Source organism: Pseudomonas sp. NCIMB 10586 (assembly GCF_023127895.1).
Classification (GTDB): Bacteria; Pseudomonadota; Gammaproteobacteria; order Pseudomonadales; family Pseudomonadaceae; genus Aquipseudomonas; species Aquipseudomonas synxantha_A.
Genome location: NZ_SPKQ01000001.1, coordinates 24,178 through 43,520, shown reverse-complemented (window position 1 = coordinate 43,520; position 19,343 = coordinate 24,178). Strand labels below are relative to the sequence as shown.

The 19,343-nt window shown below is 59.1% G+C and carries 14 protein-coding genes; 9 read left to right on the top strand and 5 right to left on the bottom strand.

Going from position 1 to position 19,343, the window contains the following annotated elements:
• Positions 1-16: 16 nt before the first annotated feature.
• From E4P01_RS00175 to E4P01_RS00135, 9 genes are all read left to right on the top strand, one after another.
• Positions 17-1,456 (top strand): sigma-54 dependent transcriptional regulator, encoded by a 1,440-nt coding sequence (locus E4P01_RS00175; RefSeq protein WP_032879456.1) that lies wholly within the window; start codon positions 17-19, stop codon positions 1,454-1,456.
• A gap of 697 nt (positions 1,457-2,153) precedes the next feature.
• Complete coding sequence (locus E4P01_RS00170) at positions 2,154-3,557, top strand: polynucleotide adenylyltransferase PcnB (RefSeq protein ID WP_032879455.1); 1,404 nt, start codon at positions 2,154-2,156, stop codon at positions 3,555-3,557.
• Between the two features lie 2 nt (positions 3,558-3,559).
• A complete protein-coding gene (gene folK, locus E4P01_RS00165; RefSeq protein WP_216092106.1) occupies positions 3,560-4,045 on the top strand; it encodes a 2-amino-4-hydroxy-6-hydroxymethyldihydropteridine diphosphokinase in 486 nt (161 codons plus the stop codon).
• Between the two features lie 361 nt (positions 4,046-4,406).
• Positions 4,407-5,207: a 3-methyl-2-oxobutanoate hydroxymethyltransferase gene (gene panB / locus E4P01_RS00160; protein ID WP_032879452.1), complete on the top strand. Its 801-nt coding sequence runs from the start codon at positions 4,407-4,409 to the stop codon at positions 5,205-5,207.
• Positions 5,204-6,055 (top strand): pantoate--beta-alanine ligase, encoded by an 852-nt coding sequence (gene panC, locus E4P01_RS00155; RefSeq protein ID WP_032879451.1) that lies wholly within the window; start codon positions 5,204-5,206, stop codon positions 6,053-6,055. The genes panB and panC overlap by 4 nt, the downstream gene beginning before the upstream one ends.
• Before the next feature lie 223 nt (positions 6,056-6,278).
• Entirely contained in the window at positions 6,279-7,943 is a 1,665-nt protein-coding gene (pgi, locus tag E4P01_RS00150; protein ID WP_032879450.1) for a glucose-6-phosphate isomerase, read from the top strand.
• Between the two features lie 105 nt (positions 7,944-8,048).
• On the top strand, positions 8,049-9,986 hold the full coding sequence (gene acs, locus E4P01_RS00145) for an acetate--CoA ligase (protein ID WP_216092107.1): 1,938 nt from the start codon (positions 8,049-8,051) through the stop codon (positions 9,984-9,986).
• A 93-nt stretch (positions 9,987-10,079) separates the two neighbouring features.
• A complete protein-coding gene (locus E4P01_RS00140; RefSeq protein ID WP_078822319.1) occupies positions 10,080-11,096 on the top strand; it encodes a class I SAM-dependent methyltransferase in 1,017 nt (338 codons plus the stop codon).
• A gap of 87 nt (positions 11,097-11,183) precedes the next feature.
• Entirely contained in the window at positions 11,184-14,111 is a 2,928-nt protein-coding gene (locus E4P01_RS00135; protein ID WP_216092108.1) for a DUF748 domain-containing protein, read from the top strand.
• A 293-nt stretch (positions 14,112-14,404) separates the two neighbouring features.
• Here E4P01_RS00135 and E4P01_RS00130 read toward each other — a convergent pair whose 3' ends face one another.
• The 5 genes from E4P01_RS00130 to rbfA form a co-directional block, all read right to left on the bottom strand.
• Positions 14,405-15,025 carry a BON domain-containing protein gene (locus tag E4P01_RS00130; protein WP_032879445.1) on the bottom strand — a complete coding sequence of 207 codons (621 nt, stop codon included), beginning with the start codon at positions 15,023-15,025 and terminating at the stop codon, positions 14,405-14,407.
• Between the two features lie 295 nt (positions 15,026-15,320).
• Positions 15,321-17,426 (bottom strand): polyribonucleotide nucleotidyltransferase, encoded by a 2,106-nt coding sequence (gene pnp / locus E4P01_RS00125; protein ID WP_005791474.1) that lies wholly within the window; start codon positions 17,424-17,426, stop codon positions 15,321-15,323.
• 195 nt (positions 17,427-17,621) lie between these two features.
• Positions 17,622-17,891, bottom strand: coding sequence for a 30S ribosomal protein S15 (gene rpsO / locus E4P01_RS00120; RefSeq protein WP_003177875.1), 270 nt, complete (start codon positions 17,889-17,891; stop codon positions 17,622-17,624).
• Between the two features lie 115 nt (positions 17,892-18,006).
• Positions 18,007-18,924 carry a tRNA pseudouridine(55) synthase TruB gene (truB, locus tag E4P01_RS00115; RefSeq protein ID WP_005791476.1) on the bottom strand — a complete coding sequence of 306 codons (918 nt, stop codon included), beginning with the start codon at positions 18,922-18,924 and terminating at the stop codon, positions 18,007-18,009.
• 3 nt (positions 18,925-18,927) lie between these two features.
• On the bottom strand, positions 18,928-19,323 hold the full coding sequence (rbfA, locus tag E4P01_RS00110; RefSeq protein ID WP_003176137.1) for a 30S ribosome-binding factor RbfA: 396 nt from the start codon (positions 19,321-19,323) through the stop codon (positions 18,928-18,930).
• Positions 19,324-19,343 lie beyond the last annotated feature (20 nt).

The following is a 19,343-nucleotide window of genomic DNA, read 5'->3' as shown; positions in this document are numbered from 1 at the left end:
CGAGAGAATTGAATCAATGCCGCACATTTTGATCGTCGAAGACGAAACCATTATCCGCTCTGCCTTGCGTCGCCTGCTTGAACGAAATCAGTACCAGGTCAGCGAAGCCGGCTCGGTGCAGGAAGCCCAGGAGCGGTTCAGCATCCCCACGTTCGACCTGATTGTCAGCGACCTGCGCCTGCCTGGAGCTCCGGGCACCGAGCTGATCAAGCTGGGCCAAGGCACCCCGGTGCTGATCATGACCAGCTACGCCAGCCTGCGCTCGGCGGTCGACTCGATGAAGATGGGCGCGGTGGACTATATCGCCAAGCCTTTCGATCACGATGAGATGCTCCAAGCCGTGGCCCGCATCCTGCGTGACCGTCAGTCGGCCAGCAGCGCGCCTGCCGAACAGCGTCCAGTCGGCAAAGCGACCAACGGCGCCGACAAGCCCGGTGTGGACAACAGCAATGGCGAGATCGGCATCATCGGCTCCTGCCCGCCGATGCAGGATCTGTACAGCAAGATCCGCAAAGTGGCGCCGACCGATTCCAATGTATTGATCCAGGGCGAGTCGGGCACCGGCAAGGAGCTGGTTGCCCGCGCCCTGCACAACCTGTCCAAGCGCGCCAAGGCACCGATGATCTCGGTGAACTGCGCGGCAATCCCTGAATCGCTGATCGAGTCCGAACTGTTCGGTCACGAGAAAGGCGCGTTCACCGGCGCCAGCGCCGGGCGTGCTGGCCTGGTTGAAGCGGCGGACGGCGGAACCTTGTTCCTCGATGAAATCGGCGAACTGCCACTGGAAGCCCAGGCGCGCTTGTTGCGGGTGTTGCAGGAAGGCGAGATTCGCCGAGTCGGTTCGGTGCAATCGCAAAAGGTTGATGTGCGGCTTATTGCAGCGACGCACCGTGACCTCAAGAGCCTGGCCAAGATCGGCCAGTTCCGTGAAGACTTGTATTACCGCCTGCACGTGATCGCCCTCAAATTGCCAGCCCTGCGCGAGCGCGGCGCCGACGTCAACGAGATCGCCAGTGCGTTCCTGTTACGCCAGAGCGCACGCATCAACCGTACCGACCTGAAGTTTGCCGCGGACGCCGAGCAGGCAATCCGGCATTACTCGTGGCCGGGTAACGTGCGGGAATTGGAGAACGCCGTGGAGCGCGCGGTGATCCTGTCGGAAAGCCCGGAGATTTCCGCCGAGCTTTTGGGCATCGATATCGAGCTCAGTGACCTGGAAGACGATGACTTCATCGGCCTGGCCCCACAACAGGGCGGCGGTAGCAATACCAGTCATGAGCCGACGGAGGATTTGTCACTGGAAGACTACTTCCAGCATTTCGTCCTGGAACATCAGGACCATATGACCGAGACCGAACTGGCCCGCAAACTGGGTGTGAGTCGCAAGTGCCTGTGGGAGCGGCGCCAGCGCCTGGGCATTCCGCGGCGCAAGACCGGGGTTGCCAGCGAGAGCTGAGGGTGCGCCCCTATGGGTAACACCTGTTAATGTGAAAAAACTGTTACCGCTGACTTTTCACGTAACAAAAGCCGGGGCTTACGGTAACGAAGCCCCGGCTTTTTTTTGCCCTCGAAAACTGCAAAACCACCTCAACCCCCTGATTTTGCTGGCCGGCACAAAAGTTGGCACGCACCCTGCTATATGCTTAGTACAAAAACAATAACAAGCTATGTACAAGACAATAAAAATAAGACGAATCGACTCACGCATAACAAAAACAACACGGCGGAGGCGCAGCTAACTGATTCTTTTGGAGAGGCGTTGCATTTGGGGCTTGCCCCGCAACCAGGCCGAGAACAACAAAAACTGCCCTAAGGCAGAGCCTGAACTGGTTGGATCGTAGATCAGCAACACAGCGACCAAAGCAATCCGTTTGCTCTTGACTCTCGATTGGGAGTGTCATGAAGGTGAAGCTTCATGGAGAGGGCGATCAACAAAAACAAGAAGCCCGAAATCAATAATAAAAATAGAGCACGCAACTACTTCTGGGGGAGCTTCGGCTCCCCTTGTAGTTTCCGGGATTTGACTCCAAAACGCTTATGGCGCAATGCCTGTAGCTTGTTCCTACACCATCCCCTGACTAAATGCTAGAATCCCCGCCCATCATGCGGTCATTCTTCGTTATGGCCGAACATTCCTTCAAACAGTGCATCCCATGCTGAAGAAGTTGTTCCAGTCATTCCGTTCTCCCTTGCGTCGTACGCAACACAAACGCAGCACGCCTGAAGTGCTCAACAGCAGCCAGCATTCGTTGCAGCGCGCTCAATTCAGCCGTTATGCAGTGAACATCGTCGAACGTTTGCAGAACGCCGGCTACCAGGCTTACCTGGTGGGTGGTTGCGTACGCGACATGCTGCTCAATATCACGCCCAAGGATTTCGACGTAGCCACCAGTGCCACGCCTGAACAAGTGCGCGCCGAGTTTCGTAACGCACGAATCATCGGCCGGCGCTTCAAGCTGGTGCATATCCATTTTGGTCGCGAAATCATTGAGGTCGCGACCTTCCGCGCCGGTCACCCGCAAAACGATGAAGAGGAAGACACCAATCAGTCTTCCCGCAACGAGAGCGGGCGCATCCTGCGTGATAACGTCTACGGCACCCTGGAGGAGGACGCGCAACGTCGCGACTTCACCATCAATGCCCTTTATTACGATCCGGTCAGCGAGCGCATCCTCGATTACGCCAATGGCGTACACGACATTCGCAATAACCTGATCCGCCTGATCGGTGACCCGACCCAGCGCTATCAGGAAGATCCGGTGCGTATGCTGCGCGCCGTGCGGTTCGCGGCCAAACTCAACTTCGGTATCGAGAAGCACACTGCCGCGCCGATTCGCGAGCTGGCGCCCATGCTGCGGGAAATCCCCTCGGCACGCCTGTTCGAAGAGGTGCTCAAGTTGTTCCTCTCGGGGTATGCCGCCGACACCTTCGAAATGCTCGTCGACCTGCAGTTGTTCGACCCGCTGTTCCCGGCCAGTGCCGAGGCGCTGGAATACAACCCCACGTACACCCACACGCTGATCAGCGAAGCGTTGGTCAACACCGACCTGCGCATCAAGCAGAACAAACCGGTAACCCCGGCATTCCTGTTTGCCGCCCTGCTGTGGCCAGCGCTGCCCAAGCGCGTACTGCGCCTGCAGGACCGTGGCATGCCGCCGATCCCGGCCATGCAGGAAGCCGCTCACGAACTGATCGCCGAGCAGTGCCAACGCATCGCCATCCCGAAACGCTTCACCATGCCGATCCGCGAAATCTGGGACATGCAGGAACGTTTGCCGCGTCGCAGCGGTAAGCGTGCTGACCTGCTGCTGGACAACCCACGCTTCCGTGCCGGCTACGACTTCCTGCTGCTGCGCGAAAGCGCCGGTGAGCAGACCGATGGCCTGGGCGAATGGTGGACTGACTATCAGGACGCCAATGACAGCCAGCGTCGCGAAATGATTCGTGAGCTTGGCAGCAAAGGCGATGGTGCCGGTGAAGGGCCGAAAAAGCGTCGCCGCAGCGGCAGCAAGCGTAAACGCAGCAGTGCCGATGCCTCGGGCGCCGCGGGCGAATAAACGTGGAACGTATCTACATCGGCATGGGCAGCAACCTGGCTGCCCCGCAACAGCAATTGCGCAGCGCGATCGAGGCGCTGGCGCAACTGCCTGGCACCCACCTCGCTGGTGTGTCCGCCTTCTATCAAAGTGACTCCCTGCTCCCGGGCCAACCGCGCTACACCAACGCGGTTGCGGCACTGGACAGCAGCCTGGCGCCGCTGGACCTGCTCGACGCACTGCAAGCCATCGAGAATGACCAGGGCCGCGAACGTCTTGAGCGCTGGGGCCCACGCACACTGGATCTGGATATCTTGCTGTTCGGTGATCGCCTGATCGACGAACCGCGCCTCAAGGTGCCGCACTACCAGATGCATCTGCGCGCCTTTGTGCTGTATCCACTGGCTGAATTGGCGTCAACCGACCTGCAACTGCCTGACGGCCAACGCTTGAGCGCCCTGCTCACAGCCTGCCCATTCGTCGGCCTGGAACGCTTACCGCAAGAATGACTCGGTCAATGTGGGAGCTGGCTTGCCTGCGATACAAGCACTCGGTGTATCAGCCACACCGCGTGGATGCCATCGCAGGCAAGCCAGCTTCCACATCTGATCTGCGCTGCCGTAAACCGCGCACAAGTTGCGCAATGGCGTCAGTAACAGCGGTAACACCGCCATCGTAACAATGCGGTAACACATCCAATTGACTTCCCGTGTCCTCCTCACGACTATAGGCGTCCCGCTGCCGCCAACCCGGCGCTACAGGGCGCAATCCAGGCCTTATAAGCACTGCTTTCAAGACAGTGCGCCTGTATAAACGAAGACTCACGCGCGTTACTCGCTGTTTCCAAGCGCCTGAACGAGGACCCTTTTCATGCCAGACATTACCCTGACCACCTTGCAGAGCCTCAAGCTCAAGGGTGAAAAAATCACCATGCTGACCTGCTATGACGCCACCTTCGCCAACGCCTGTTGCCAGGCCGGGGTTGAAGTGTTGTTAGTGGGCGACTCCCTGGGCATGGTTCTTCAAGGGAATGACAGCACGCTGCCCGTGACCACGGATGAACTGGCCTACCACACCGCCAGCGTCAAGCGTGGCAACGACGGTGCGCTGATCATCGCCGACCTGCCGTTCATGGGTTATGCCACGCTTGAGCAGACCTTCCAGAACGCCGGCAAACTGATGCAGGCCGGCGCCCATATGGTCAAAGTCGAAGGCGCCGTGTGGCTGGCCGAGTCGATCCGGCTGCTGGCTGAACGCGGTGTACCGGTATGTGCACACATGGGCCTGACCCCGCAGTCGGTGAACATCCTCGGCGGCTACAAGGTACAGGGTCGCAATGAAGCCCAGGCGCGCCAGATGCGCGCCGATGCCATCGCCCTGGAACAAGCCGGTGCCGCGATGATTGTGCTGGAGTGCGTCCCCAGCGAACTGGCCGCAGAAATCACCCAGGCCGTCAAAGTGCCGGTAATCGGCATTGGCGCCGGCTCCGCCACCGATGGTCAGGTGCTGGTCCTGCACGACATGCTCGGCCTGTCGATTAGCGGTCACGTACCCAAGTTCGTGAAGAACTTCATGGCCGGCCAGGACAGCATCCACGCAGCCCTGAGCGCTTACGTCAGCGCAGTCAAGAATGTGACTTTCCCAGGCGCTGAACACGGATTCTCGGCATGAACACCGTTAAAACCGTCCGCGAACTGCGGGCTGCCGTGACCCACGCCCGCAGCGCCGGCAAACGCATCGGCTTTGTGCCTACCATGGGCAACCTGCATAGCGGCCATGCCACCCTGGTGACCAAGGCCGCGCAGCAGGCGGATTTCGTGGTGGCGAGCATCTTCGTCAACCCACTGCAATTCGGTGCCGGCGAAGATCTGGATAAATACCCGCGCACCTTGGCCGCCGACCAGGAAAAACTCCTGCAGGCGGGCTGCAACCTGCTGTTCGCCCCCACTGTCGAGGAAATGTACCCCGATGGCATGAACGGCCAGACCCGCGTCAGCGTGCCACAACTGTCCGAAGGCTTGTGCGGCGCCAGCCGCCCAGGGCATTTCGAAGGCGTGGCCACGGTGGTCAGCAAGTTGTTCAACATGGTCCAGCCCGACATGGCCGTATTTGGCCAGAAGGACTACCAGCAGTTGGCGGTCATTCGCGCCATGGTCCGCGATCTGAACATGCCGATCCAGATCATCGGCGAACCCACCGTGCGTGCAGCGGACGGCCTCGCGCTGTCATCACGCAACGGTTACCTCACCGAGGAGCAACGTGCGGTCGCGCCGGTGCTGTACCGCGCCCTCAGCCAGATCGCCACGGCCATCCAAGACGGTGATCATGATTTCGCCAAGCTTCGCGCCGAGCAAATCCGGCAGATTGAAGCCGCAGGGCTACGCATGGACTACCTGGAAGTGCGCCAGGGCGTACATCTGCGCCCGGCCACGGCTGAAGATCGGGATGTGGTGATCCTGGTCGCCGCTTATCTGGGCGCCACACGTCTGATCGATAACCTGCACCTGAACCTCGCCTGACCCTACTTTACCCTCCACCTGTTGCCCCGACGGCTGTGCCGGTATAAAAAAGTACCGGCCACAGCGCAGACAAAGCCAAGACATATCCACACGCTAGGTTTAATGTAATCGCCCTGCGCTATGGTTAGCGCTGTCTGGAACCCAGTCGTTGAGACAAGAATGGATGTTCCGGGCTTTTAAGTGTCCTAAAGGCAGTCCCTGTAATAAAAGGAAACCCGCAGCGATGGCGTACTACCGCACCCCTCATGACGTTACCGCTCTGCCCGCCTGGCAAGCGCTTGTTCAACATCGCCAAGCCATGCAGGATTTCAGCATGCGCGAAGCGTTCAATGCCGACCCTCAGCGCTTTTCCCAATTTACCTTGAGCAGCTGCGGACTTTTCCTCGATTACTCGAAAAACCTGATCACCAGCGAAACCCGCGACCTGCTGGTGGACCTGGCCAAGGAAGTGAACCTTAAAGGCGCGATTGATGCGCTGTACGCGGGCGAGCCCGTCAACTCTTCCGAAGGCCGCCCGGCGCTGCATACCGCCCTGCGCCGCCCGGTGGGTGACAAGCTGTCGGTCAACGGCGTGAACATCATGCCGGACGTGCACAAGGTGCTGAACCAGATCACTGACCTGGTCGGTCGCATCCACGACGGCCTGTGGCGTGGCTACACCGAAAAGCCGATCACCGACGTGGTGAACATCGGCATCGGTGGTTCGTTCCTCGGTCCGGAACTGGTCTCCGAAGCGCTGTTGTCCTACGCCCACAAAGGCGTGCGTTGCCACTACCTGGCGAATATCGACGGCAGCGAGTTCCACGAGCTGACCATGAAGCTGCGCGCCGAGACCACGCTGTTCATTGTGTCGTCCAAATCCTTCAACACCCTTGAAACCCTGAAGAACGCCCAGGCCGCCCGCGCCTGGTACCTGGCCCAGGGTGGTTCGGAAGCTGAGCTGTATCGCCACTTCATCGCCGTTTCGAGCAACAACGCGGCGGCCGTAGCCTTTGGTATTCGTGAAGAGAACATCTTCCCGATGTGGGATTGGGTAGGTGGGCGTTACTCGCTGTGGTCGGCGATTGGCTTGCCAATCGCCCTGGCCATCGGCATGTCCAACTTCAAGGAACTGCTGTCGGGTGCCTACACCATGGACCAGCACTTCCTGAACGCGCCGTTCGAAGCCAACATGCCTGTGCTGCTGGGTTTGCTGGGCGTGTGGTACGGCAACTTCTGGGGCGCGCAGAGCCATGCGATCCTGCCGTACGACCATTACCTGCGTAACATCACCAAGCATTTGCAACAGCTGGACATGGAATCCAACGGCAAGAGCGTCCGCCAGGACGGCACGCCAGTGTCCACCGATACCGGCCCGGTGATCTGGGGTGGCGTAGGCTGCAACGGGCAGCACGCTTACCACCAGTTGCTGCACCAAGGGACGCAACTGATCCCGGCCGACTTCATCGTGCCGATCGTCAGCTTCAACCCGGTCTCCGATCACCACCAGTGGCTATACGCCAACTGCCTGTCCCAGAGCCAGGCACTGATGCTCGGCAAGACCCGCGGCGAAGCCGAAGCCGAGCTGCGTGAGAAGGGCCTGCCGGAAGCGGAAGTGCAGAAGCTGGCACCGCACAAGGTGATCCCGGGCAACCGTCCGAGCAACACCCTCGTGGTCGAACGCATCAGCCCTCGTCGCCTCGGCGCGTTGGTGGCGATGTATGAGCACAAGGTGTTCGTGCAGAGCGTGGTCTGGGGCATCAACGCTTTTGACCAATGGGGCGTTGAACTGGGCAAGGAACTGGGCAAAGGCGTTTACAACCGCCTGACGGGCGCCGAAGAAACCTCAGCCGAGGACGCTTCGACCCAGGGCCTGATCAACTACTTCCGCGGTCGTCACCGCGGCTGATGCTGATCACTCAAGGCCAACGTCTGTTTGGACGTTGGCCTTGAACCCTCCCACCACAGGGTGCATCTTTATCACTTGTCGCAAAAACAAGAATAAGGATCGCTCATGTTCGATATCAGCACGTTTCCCACCGCCGATGCCGTCCGCCGGGCTGCGCAACTCAGTCAAGAAGACTATCAGCGCCTCTATCGCCAATCCATCGAGCAGCCAGAGACCTTCTGGGCCGAACAGGCCAAGGGCTTTCTGGACTGGATAACACCGTGGCACACCGTCCAGCAGTCAGACATCAATACCGGTGCCGCCCAATGGTTTGCCGGCGGCCAAGTGAACGTCAGCCACAACTGCATTGACCGTCACCTGGCGCAACGCGCCGATCAGCCGGCCTTCATCTGGGAGGGCGACGATCCGTCAAAATCCTCCACGATCACTTACCGCCAACTGCATCAAAACGTCAGCCGCCTGGCCAATGTGCTGAAAAACCGTGGCGTGAAAAAAGGCGACCGCGTGTGCATCTACATGCCGATGATCCCGGAAGCGGCCTACGCCATGCTGGCCTGCACGCGAATTGGCGCGGTGCACTCAGTGGTGTTTGGCGGGTTTTCGCCTGACGCCCTGCGTGACCGTATTCTCGATGCCGACTGCCGCACCGTGATCACCGCCGACGAAGGCGTGCGCGGCGGCAAGCCCGTGGCGCTGAAACAGAATGTCGATAAAGCCCTGGCCAGTTGCCCGAACGTCAGCACGGTGCTGGTGGTCGAGCGCACCGGAGCCAGCGTGAACTGGAACGAGGGCCGCGACCTCAAGTATCAAGCGGCCCTGGACGCCGCCAGCGACAACTGCCCACCCGAGCCGATGGACGCCGAGGATCCGCTGTTCATCCTCTACACCTCCGGCAGCACCGGCAAACCCAAGGGCGTGCTGCACACCACTGGCGGCTACCTGCTGCAAGCGGCGATGACCTTCAAGTACGTACTCGACTACCAAGAGGGCGAAGTGTTCTGGTGCACCGCCGATGTGGGCTGGGTCACCGGGCATAGCTACATCGTCTACGGTCCGCTGGCCAATGGCGCCACTTCGCTGATGTTCGAGGGCGTGCCGAGTTATCCGGACAGCTCGCGCTTCTGGCAGGTGATCGATAAACATCAGGTGAATATTTTCTACACCGCGCCCACCGCTTTGCGCGCCCTGATGCGTGAAGGCCACGGCCCATTGGAGAGCACCTCCCGCGCCAGCCTGCGCCTGCTGGGCAGTGTCGGTGAGCCGATCAACCCGGAGGCCTGGGACTGGTACTTCAATGCGGTGGGCGAACAGCGCTGCCCCATCGTCGATACCTGGTGGCAAACCGAAACCGGCGGCATCATGCTCAGCCCGCTGGTCAGCGCCCAGCGCATCAAGCCGGGCTGCGCGACACAGCCGATGTTCGGCGTACAACCGGTGCTGCTCGATGAGCAGGGCAAGGAAATCAGCGGCGCCGGCAGTGGCGTGCTGGCGATCAAGGCCAGCTGGCCGGGGCAGATTCGCAGCGTCTACGGCGACCCGCAGCGCATGATCGACACTTACTTCAAGCCCTATCCCGGCTACTACTTCACCGGCGACGGCGCACGCCGCGATGAAGACGGCGACTACTGGATCACCGGTCGCATCGATGATGTGATCAACGTGTCCGGCCATCGCATCGGCACCGCCGAGGTCGAAAGCGCCCTGGTGCTGCATGACCAGGTCGCTGAAGCCGCTGTGGTCGGCTATCCCCATGACGTCAAGGGCCAGGGCATCTATGCCTTTGTAACGCCAATGAACGGCGTCGAGCCCAGCGATACGCTGAAAAAGCACTTGCTGGACCTGGTCAGCAAGGAAATTGGCAGCTTTGCCAAACCGGAACTGATCCAGTGGGCGCCTGCCTTGCCGAAAACCCGCTCCGGAAAGATCATGCGGCGCATCTTGCGCAAGATCGCCTGCAACGAACTGGACAGCCTGGGCGATACCTCAACCCTGGCTGACCCAAGCGTCGTAGACGGGTTGATCGACAAACGCCTGAACCGATAGCGCTCAGGATAATCCCCGGCCTGTGCAGGCCGGGGTTAACTGTTAAACTCCGCGCCCCGATTTTCTTATTTTTCTGCAAGCAAGGCGCGCTTCATGACCCCCCTGAATCAGGCGCTGCGCGCCGCCCTCGATCACCGCCAAGACCTGATCAACGAACTGCACGCCCAGGGTACAGACTGCTACCGGCTGTTCCACGGCAGCCAGGAAGGCGCCGGCGGCTTGACCATCGACCGCTACGGCCCGCAATTGCTGGTGCAGAGCTTCCATCAGTCGCTGGACAGCGCAGACCTTCTGGACCTGCATCAACTGATCAACCAATACATGGGCCTGGAATTGCTGCTGGTGTACAACGACCGTGCCCGAGGCAACTCGCGTATCGATCGTGAAGACACGGTATACCGCGCAGAGCCTGCGGCGCTCGAAGACCTGGTCGGCCACGAGTGGGGCCTCAGCTACCGTGTGCGGGGGCGCCATGCCGGGCAGGACCCGTTGCTGTTCCTCGACCTGCGTAACACCCGTGGCTGGGTGAAGGATCACAGCGCCGGCAAAAGCGTGCTGAACCTGTTCGCCTACACCTGCGGCGTGGGCTTGAGCGCGGCCGCCGGCGGCGCACGCGAAGTGTGCAACCTGGATTTTGCCGAGGGCAACCTGGCGGTCGGGCGTGAAAACGGCCTGCTCAACCCACAATTGCCGAGCATGGAGTTCGTACAGTCCGATTACTTCCCGGCCATTCGCCAACTGGCGGGCCTGCCGATCACCCAGCGTCGCGGCCAAAAGCTGCCGAGCTATCCGCGCCTGGAGCAGCGCCAGTACGACCTGGTTCTGCTTGATCCGCCCGCCTGGGCCAAGAGCGCGTTCGGCACCGTCGACCTGCTGCGCGACTATCAGAGCTTGCTCAAGCCCGCGCTGCTGACCACCGCTGACAATGGGGTACTGATCTGTTGTAACAACCTGGCGAAAGTCAGCATGGATGACTGGCGTGAACAGGTGCTGCGTTGCGCAGAAAAAGCCGGCCGCCCAGTGCGCGACTGGCAGGTCATGACACCCGGGGCAGACTTTCCTTCCACAGATCAGCAGCCTCCGTTAAAGACCTTGATCCTGCATTTGTAGGAAGTTTCCCAGCATCCACTGTTCTTCGGAACCGAATTACCGTGCCATACTCCAAGGCACTCTCGTTCGACACAGATGGCGTCACCCATGCCCAAAGGATTGATCCGCGCCGCAGGCGCCTTGTTGACCGCCCTGGCTTTGTACAGCTTGCTGGGCTTTTTGATTTTACCCGGCATCGCTCTTCGCATTGCCAACCAACAGTTGGCGAATTACGCCACGGTGCCGGCGCGAATCGAGCGCATCGAGCTCAACCCGTTCAGCCTGGAACTCACGCTGTGGGGCCTGAAGATCGGTGAGCCGGGCAAAGAACAAGTGGGCTTCCAGCGCTTTTACGCCAACCTGCAGGCCGACAGTCTCTGGACCCGCGCCCTGCACCTGGCTGATGTGCAACTGGACCAGCCCAAGACCGAACTGTTGTTCGACAAATCCGGCCAGTTGAACCTGGCGCAGTTGTTCAAACTGCCGCCGAGCGAACCGACTCCCGCAGATCCCGATGCCAAACCGTTCCCGCTGCGTATCGACAGCATCAAACTGGCGGGCGGCAATCTGCATTTCCGAGACCTGCGCCCCAGCGAACCTATCGAATTCCTCTACGACAAACTCGACTTCGAGCTGAAAAACCTCAGCACCTTGCCCGAAGACAACGCCGACATGACCCTGGTGGCCGCTGGCCCTGACGGCGGGCAGATCGACTGGAAAGGTAATGTCAGCCTGGTACCGATCACCTCCGAAGGTACCTTGAAGGTCACCGACGGCAAGATGAAAGCTTGGTGGCCGTATGTACGTGACGCCTTGCCGCTGGTGCTGGAAGACGGCGTGCTTAACTTCAGCACCGACTATAAGTTCAGCCTGGCCAAAGAGACCGAGCTGAACCTGACCAACACCGCCGCCAGCATTGCGCCCTTCGCGATCAAGGCGCCGGATGGCCGGCCATTGGTACGCCTGGAACGCCTGGATGTCAGCGAAACTACGGTAGACCTGGCCAAGCAGCAGGTAGTCGTCGGCAAAATCCGCAGCAACAAGCTGGAAACCTGGGCCGCTCTTGAAGCCGATGGCCAACTCGACTGGCAGAAACTGTTCGCCAGCCAGCCAAGCAAGCCAACACCGGCACCGGCCAACGCCGACGCCGACGCCGACGCACCTGAAGCCCAACCGGCAGCGCCAAGCAAACCCTGGCAAGTGATGCTCAAGGATGTGCAACTGCGTAACTATCAGGTACACCTGGCCGACCGCCAGGCCAAACCTGCGGTGGCGCTGGAACTGGGCCCGTTGAATGTCGACATGCAGAACTTCGACAGCCTCAACCAAAGCCCCTTCACCTTGAAGGTCGATAGTGGCGTGGGCAAGCAAGGCAAGATCCAGGCAACCGGCGAGGTTAACCTCAACCCGGTCAGCGCCAAGCTGAAAGTGAATACCCAGGACATCGACCTGCGGGTGGCCCAGTCGTATATCAGCCCGTTTATTCGCCTGGAACTGCGCAGCGGCATGTTGGGCGGCAACCTGGATGTGAACCTCAAGAGCACCGAGCCGTTGGCCCTGCAAATCACCGGCCGCGCTCAGGTCGATCAGTTGCATACCCTGGACACCCTCAAGACCCGCGACTTCCTCAAGTGGCAGCGCCTGGTACTGGAGGGTGTGAACTATCAGCACGGTCAGAGCCTGTCGATCGACAAGGTCAACCTGCTGCAGCCGTATGCGCGCTTCATGATCAACGACGATCGCACCACCAACATCGATGACTTGCTGATTCCCCAGCCTGCCGACAGTGGTGCCAAATCAGCCGCCAAGCCGGCGGCCAGCAAAGACAAGCCCTTGGGCATCCACATCGGGCAGATCGCAATTAACGATGGTTCGGCCAACTTTGCCGACTTCAGCCTCACGCCCAACTTCGCCACCGCGATTCAACAGCTCAACGGCCAGATTGGCACCATCGATAGTCGCCAGGCCAAACCGGCCAGCGTCGATATCAAGGGTAAGGTAGACCGTTACGCCCCAGTGACCATCAAGGGCAGCGTGAACCCGTTTGATCCGATGGCAGCCCTGGATATCGCGACCAGCTTCAAACGTGTCGAGTTGACCAACTTGACACCTTACTCGGGCAAGTTCGCAGGCTTCCGTATCCGCAAGGGCCGGCTGAATCTCGACTTGCACTACGTGATCACCAAGGGCCAGTTGAAGGCCGAAAACAAAGTGGTGGTCGAACAGTTGCAACTGGGTGAGAAAGTCGACAGCTCCGATGCGGTGGACTTGCCGATTCGCCTGGCCATCGCCCTGCTCAAGGACAGCGACGGCAAGATCTCGATCGAACTGCCGGTCAGTGGCGACCTGAACAACCCGCAATTCAGCGTGATGCCGATTGTGTGGCAGACCCTGCGTAACCTCGTCGTCCGCGCAGCGACCGCGCCCTTCAAGTTTATTGGCGGGCTGGTGACGGGTGGCGGCTCTGAAGACCTGGGTAATGTTTCGTTCGCCGCCGGCTCCAGTGAGCTGAACAAAGATGCCGAGGGCGCGCTGAACACCTTGGCCAAGGCACTGAAAGAGCGCCCTACCCTGCGCCTGGAAATCGAAGGCACGGCTGCTGCCAGCAGCGATGGGCCGTTCCTGGCGGCGCAGCGGCTGGAACGTGAATACCAGTACAACTACTACAAGATCCTCCAGCGCCGTGGCGACAAAGTCCCGGCCCAAGCTTCGTTGCTTGAAGTGCCCGAGAAAGAAAAAGCACCGTTGCTGGAAGGTATCTACCGCACCCGTCTTAAACAGCAACCTCCCGCCGAATGGAAAAACCTTGGCAGCGATGAGCGCTCGGCGAAGCTCAAAGAGGGTGTGATCAAGTTCTGGAGCGGCAGTGATGTGCTGCTGCGCCAACTGGGCCAGGAGCGCGCCAGTACCATCAAGGATTACTTGGTGGACAAGGGCCAGTTGGAAGATGAGCGGGTGTACTTCATTGATGCGCAACTGGGGCAGGCGGAGAAAGATGGTCGGGTCATCACCCCAATGCATCTGGATGCCGAGTAACTTCTGAGCAACGCCTATCCTAATGTGGGAGCTGGCTTGCCTGCGATAGCATCACCTCGGTGCAACTGAATGACTGAGGTGCCAACATCGCTGGCAAGCCAGCTCCCACATTTTTTTGGGGGGTTGGCTGGCAGTTTTGTTTCAACCCCAAAATAGAACAGGCCCCGACACAAGTGCCGGGGCCTGTAATGACCACATCCGTGTGGTCGGTCGCATGAACTCCAGAGGTGCATCGGGTGGATAACTAGCTCACCCTAAGCCGCCGCTATATCGTTCAAACGAAACCTTTAACGTTACTCTGCTTTCAGGCCGTCGGCCGATACAGCTTTAACGCCTTTGATTTTCTTGGTGATGGCAACCGCAGTTTCTTTCTGCGATGCAGTCACGGCAGTCGGAGACGACAGGGACACTACGCCCTTGTTGGTCTCAACCTTGATGTCAGTGCCAGGAATGCCCTTCTCGGTAACCAGGTCAGCCTTCACTTTGGTAGTGATCCAAGTGTCGCTGGTGGTTTCTTTGGCGTCGTGTGCCGCACCTTTGGTTTTGTCGATGCCGTCAGCTTTGACAGCGCCGCCAGCCAGCAGACCGTCAGCCGAAACAGCATTCACACCTTTGATTTTCTTGGTGATGGCTACAGCAGTGGCTTTCTGCGAATCCGAGACTGCTACGTCGGAGGACAGGGAAACCACACCTTTGTTGGTCTCAACCTTGATGTCCGAACCCGGAATGCCTTTTTCGGTCAGCAGGTCGGCTTTGACTTTGGTGGTGATCCAAGTATCCGAAACGCTTTCCTTAGCCTTGGTCGCTTCACCGGCCGCCAAAGTCATAGGGGCTTGGGAAGTCTGAGCAAAGGCTACGTTAGCACCCATCGCCAGGGTCAGAGCGGTAGCAGTAGCGAGAGCGAACTTCTTCATACGAATAACTCCTGTTTTATTAAAAGTCTGCAGACGTAAACCTTCATGCTGCAGCGCTAACAGGGATAGTGCAGGCGGCGTGCCAAGTGGGATAACAGGACAAAATCTTTATAAAACAACAAGTTAAAAAACAGAGCGATTTTCGAAATCGTGCAAGTTGCATGAAGCAGGTCGTGCCTGCGTGCAAGTTGCGGTTTTTTGCAGGCGACTAAATAACTGATTTTAGGGGAATTTCCTTCTCCCACAAAAAAGGGACTCCGAAGAGTCCCTTTTTTTCAGCTAGAACGCGGGGTGATTAAACGCCCGAAGCCTTGGCTGCTGCTACGTCCTTGATGGACAGCTTGATACGGCCGCGGTTGTCCACGTCCAGTACCAGCACTTCCACTTCCTGGCCTTCTTTGAGAATGTCGGTCACTTTCTCAACACGAGCGTCGCTCAGCATGGAGATGTGAACCAGACCGTCTTTGCCCGGCAGGATGTTGACGAATGCGCCGAAGTCGACGATGCGCTCAACCTTGCCGACGTAGATCTTGCCGATCTCGGCCTCAGCGGTGATGCCCAGGACGCGTTGGCGTGCAGCTTCAGCCGCTTCCTTGGTTTCGCCGAAGATCTTGATCGAGCCGTCGTCTTCGATGTCGATCGAAGCCTTGGTTTCTTCACAGATCGCACGGATGGTCGCGCCGCCTTTACCGATAACATCACGGATTTTGTCGGTGTCGATTTTCATCGCGATCATGGTCGGAGCGTTTTCCGACAGTTCGGTACGCGACTGGCCAATGATCTGGTTCATCTGGCCGAGGATGTTCAGGCGCGCTTCCAGGGCTTGGCCCAGAGCGATTTCCATGATCTCTTCAGTGATGCCCTTGATCTTGATGTCCATCTGCAGCGCGGTTACGCCTTTAGCGGTACCGGCTACTTTGAAGTCCATGTCGCCCAGGTGGTCTTCGTCGCCCAGGATGTCGGTCAGGATGGCGAACTTCTCGCCTTCTTTAACCAGGCCCATGGCGATACCGGCAACCGGCGCCTTCATCGGCACACCAGCGTCCATCAGCGCCAGGGAAGCACCGCAAACGGAAGCCATCGAGCTGGAACCGTTGGACTCAGTGATTTCCGATACGACACGGATGGTGTACGGGAACACATCGGCAGCCGGCAGCATCGCTGCAATCGAACGACGGGCCAAACGGCCGTGACCGATTTCACGACGACCAGCACCACCCATGCGGCCACACTCGCCCACCGAGAACGGAGGGAAGTTGTAGTGCAGCATGAACGGGTCTTTTTTCTCGCCTTCCAGGGTGTCCAGCAGTTGTGCGTCACGGGCAGTACCCAGAGTCGCGACTACCAGGGCCTGGGTTTCACCACGGGTGAACAGCGCCGAACCGTGAGTCTTGGGCAGCACGCCGACTTCGATGTTCAGCGGGCGCACGGTGCGAGTGTCGCGACCGTCGATACGTGGCTTGCCGTTAACGATGTTTTCGCGAACGGTGCGGTATTCGATTTCGCCGAATGCAGCCTTGACGTCGCTGGCAGAAGGCTGGCCTTCTTCACCGGACAACTTGGCGACAACCTGGTCCTTCAACTCGCCCAGGCGAGCGTAACGGTCGGCCTTGACGGTGATGGTGTAGGCGTCGGAGATGGCAGCGCCGAACTCGGAGCGGATAGCGCCCAGCAGGTCGGTGGCCTCCGGGGCAGCAGCCCAGGTCCAGGTTGGCTTGGCAGCTTCGGCAGCCAATTCCTTGACCGCGTTGATTACCACCTGGAACTCGTCGTGAGCAAACAGTACGGCGCCCAGCATCTGGTCTTCGGTCAGCTCTTTGGCTTCCGACTCAACCATCAATACGGCTTCGGAGGTACCGGCAACGACCATGTCCAGGCTCGAAGCTTTCTGCTGCTCGTAAGATGGGTTCAGCAGGTAACCGGTGCTTTCATGGAAAGCAACGCGAGCGGCACCGATAGGACCATCGAACGGAATGCCCGAGATCGCCAGCGCAGCCGAAGTACCGATCATCGCAGCGATGTCCGGATCGGTCTTTTTGCTGGTGGAAACGACGGTGCAGACAACCTGCACTTCGTTCATGAAGCCTTCTGGGAACAGCGGACGGATCGGACGGTCGATCAGTCGGGATGTCAGGGTTTCTTTCTCGGAAGGACGGCCTTCGCGCTTGAAGAAACCGCCAGGGATCTTACCGGCAGCGTAAGTCTTTTCCTGGTAGTGAACGGACAGAGGGAAGAAGCCCTTGCTCGGGTCAGCGGTCTTGGCGCCAACCACGGTCACCAGTACGGTAACGTCGTCGTCAACGGTAACCAGCACTGCGCCGGAGGCTTGACGGGCGATACGGCCTGTCTCGAGGGTAACGGTCGACTGACCGAACTGGAATTTTTTGATAACCGGGTTCACGGTGTCCTACCTTCTTTGTGGCTCTTGGGGGAACTTGTCTTCTTGCGAAATTCTTGGGCAATGTCGGGAATCGGCCCGACCCTCGTCCAGGGTAAAACGTGTATCCAGATAAAACTTGAGGCTGGGAGCCTACCATGGGCCAGCGGGAATCCCACTGGCACACGGCAGACAACCAACCTCTAGCGCAATCGCTGATTAGCGACGCAGACCCAGGCGACCGATCAGAGTCTGATAACGACCCAGATCCTTGCCTTTCAGGTAGTCCAGCAGCTTACGGCGCTGGTTTACCATGCGGATCAGACCACGACGGGAGTGGTGGTCTTTACCGTTGGCCTTGAAGTGACCTTGCAGTTTGTTGATGTTGTGGGTCAGCAGTGCAACTTGCACTTCTGGCGAACCAGTGTCACCAACAGCTTGCTGATAGTCAGCTACGATTTGTGCTTTTTCTTGAACGTCGAGAGCCATGAGGCAATCCTTTTTTCAGGAAACCACCCAAGGGGTGATCTCAATAGGCCGAGGGCATACCCCCGTATCTATAAATGAGAAGTGACCATGCCTATTAACAGCCACCCTCGTTCGGTCATTCTGACCGAATCAGTCGACGCGGCGCGATGCGCCCGTCTTCGCTCACTTCACCGATACCGATAAAGCGACCGTTATGATCCTGTACTCGCACCATGCCGAACTTCGGGGCATCCGGGGCGCGTACCGGCTGGCCGTTGAGCCAGTAGAACGCGCTGTGCTCCGAGAAGTGCAGCAATGGCCAATCCAGCAAACCACTGTCCGAGGGCATCAGGAAGCGATCAACCGCTTCGTTGCCGCCTTCGGCGTGCACCGCTTCCAGCTCTTCCAGCGTGACCGTCTGGGCCAGGGTGAAAGGGCCTGCCTGGGTACGTCGCAGTTCAGCTACATAAGCACCGCAGCCCAGCTTCTCACCAATATCTTCCACGAGGGTACGGATATAGGTGCCTTTGCTGCAGTCCACCGCCAATCGAGCAGTGTCACCTTCACAGGCGAGCAGTTCCAGCCGGGCAATAGTAACAGAACGCGGTTCGCGCTCCACCACTTCGCCCGCACGTGCCAGCTTATAAAGAGGTTGCCCATCCCGCTTGAGCGCCGAGTACATCGGCGGTATCTGACTGATTTGCCCACGAAAAGCAGGTAATGCAGCTTCGATATCCGCACGACCAACGGTCACGTCGCGAACCTGCAAAACATCACCTTCGGCGTCTGCCGTGGTGGTTGTCTTGCCCAGTTGCATGAGGGTTTCATAACCCTTGTCCGAATCAAGCAGGTACTGCGAGAACTTGGTGGCCTCACCAAAGCACAACGGCAGAACGCCGGTGGCCAGTGGATCCAGGCTGCCGGTGTGTCCCGCCTTCTCGGCGTTAAGCAGCCAGCGGACCTTCTGCAGCGCCGCATTGGAGGTAAAACCAATGGGTTTGTCGAGCAGAATGATGCCACTGACGTTGCGACGGATACGTTTGACCTGAGCCACCGCTTACTCCTTGGCGTCTTCAGGTGTGGACGGATGCTGACTGTCTTCAGCCACGGCGCGCTCGATCAAGGCCGAGAGGTGCGCGCCACGCACGACGCTTTCGTCGTAATGGAAGTGCAACTGCGGAACGCTGCGCAGCTTCATTTCGCGGGCCAACTGCATCCGCAGGAAACCTGCGGCGGAGTTGAGCACCTTGATGCTTTGCGCGATTTCTTCGCTGTTGTCCTGCCCCATCACGGTGATGAAGATTTTGGCATGACCCACGTCACGGCTCACTTCAACGGCGGTGATGGTGACCAGGCCAACGCGGGGGTCTTTGACTTCGCGACGGATCAGTTGAGCCAGCTCACGCTGCATCTGATCACCGATACGCTGGGTACGGCTGTATTCTTTTGCCATGTCTTGTTACCTGTTACTGC

Coding starts and splice junctions, on each gene's coding strand:
- E4P01_RS00175 (WP_032879456.1), top strand. CDS start 17: ATGCCGCACATTTTGATCGTCGAAGACGAAACCATTATCCGCTCTGCC.
- E4P01_RS00170 (WP_032879455.1), top strand. CDS start 2,154: ATGCTGAAGAAGTTGTTCCAGTCATTCCGTTCTCCCTTGCGTCGTACG.
- panB (WP_032879452.1), top strand. CDS start 4,407: ATGCCAGACATTACCCTGACCACCTTGCAGAGCCTCAAGCTCAAGGGT.
- panC (WP_032879451.1), top strand. CDS start 5,204: ATGAACACCGTTAAAACCGTCCGCGAACTGCGGGCTGCCGTGACCCAC.
- pgi (WP_032879450.1), top strand. CDS start 6,279: ATGGCGTACTACCGCACCCCTCATGACGTTACCGCTCTGCCCGCCTGG.
- acs (WP_216092107.1), top strand. CDS start 8,049: ATGTTCGATATCAGCACGTTTCCCACCGCCGATGCCGTCCGCCGGGCT.
- E4P01_RS00140 (WP_078822319.1), top strand. CDS start 10,080: ATGACCCCCCTGAATCAGGCGCTGCGCGCCGCCCTCGATCACCGCCAA.
- E4P01_RS00135 (WP_216092108.1), top strand. CDS start 11,184: ATGCCCAAAGGATTGATCCGCGCCGCAGGCGCCTTGTTGACCGCCCTG.
- E4P01_RS00130 (WP_032879445.1), bottom strand. CDS start 15,025: ATGAAGAAGTTCGCTCTCGCTACTGCTACCGCTCTGACCCTGGCGATG.
- rpsO (WP_003177875.1), bottom strand. CDS start 17,891: ATGGCTCTCGACGTTCAAGAAAAAGCACAAATCGTAGCTGACTATCAG.
- rbfA (WP_003176137.1), bottom strand. CDS start 19,323: ATGGCAAAAGAATACAGCCGTACCCAGCGTATCGGTGATCAGATGCAG.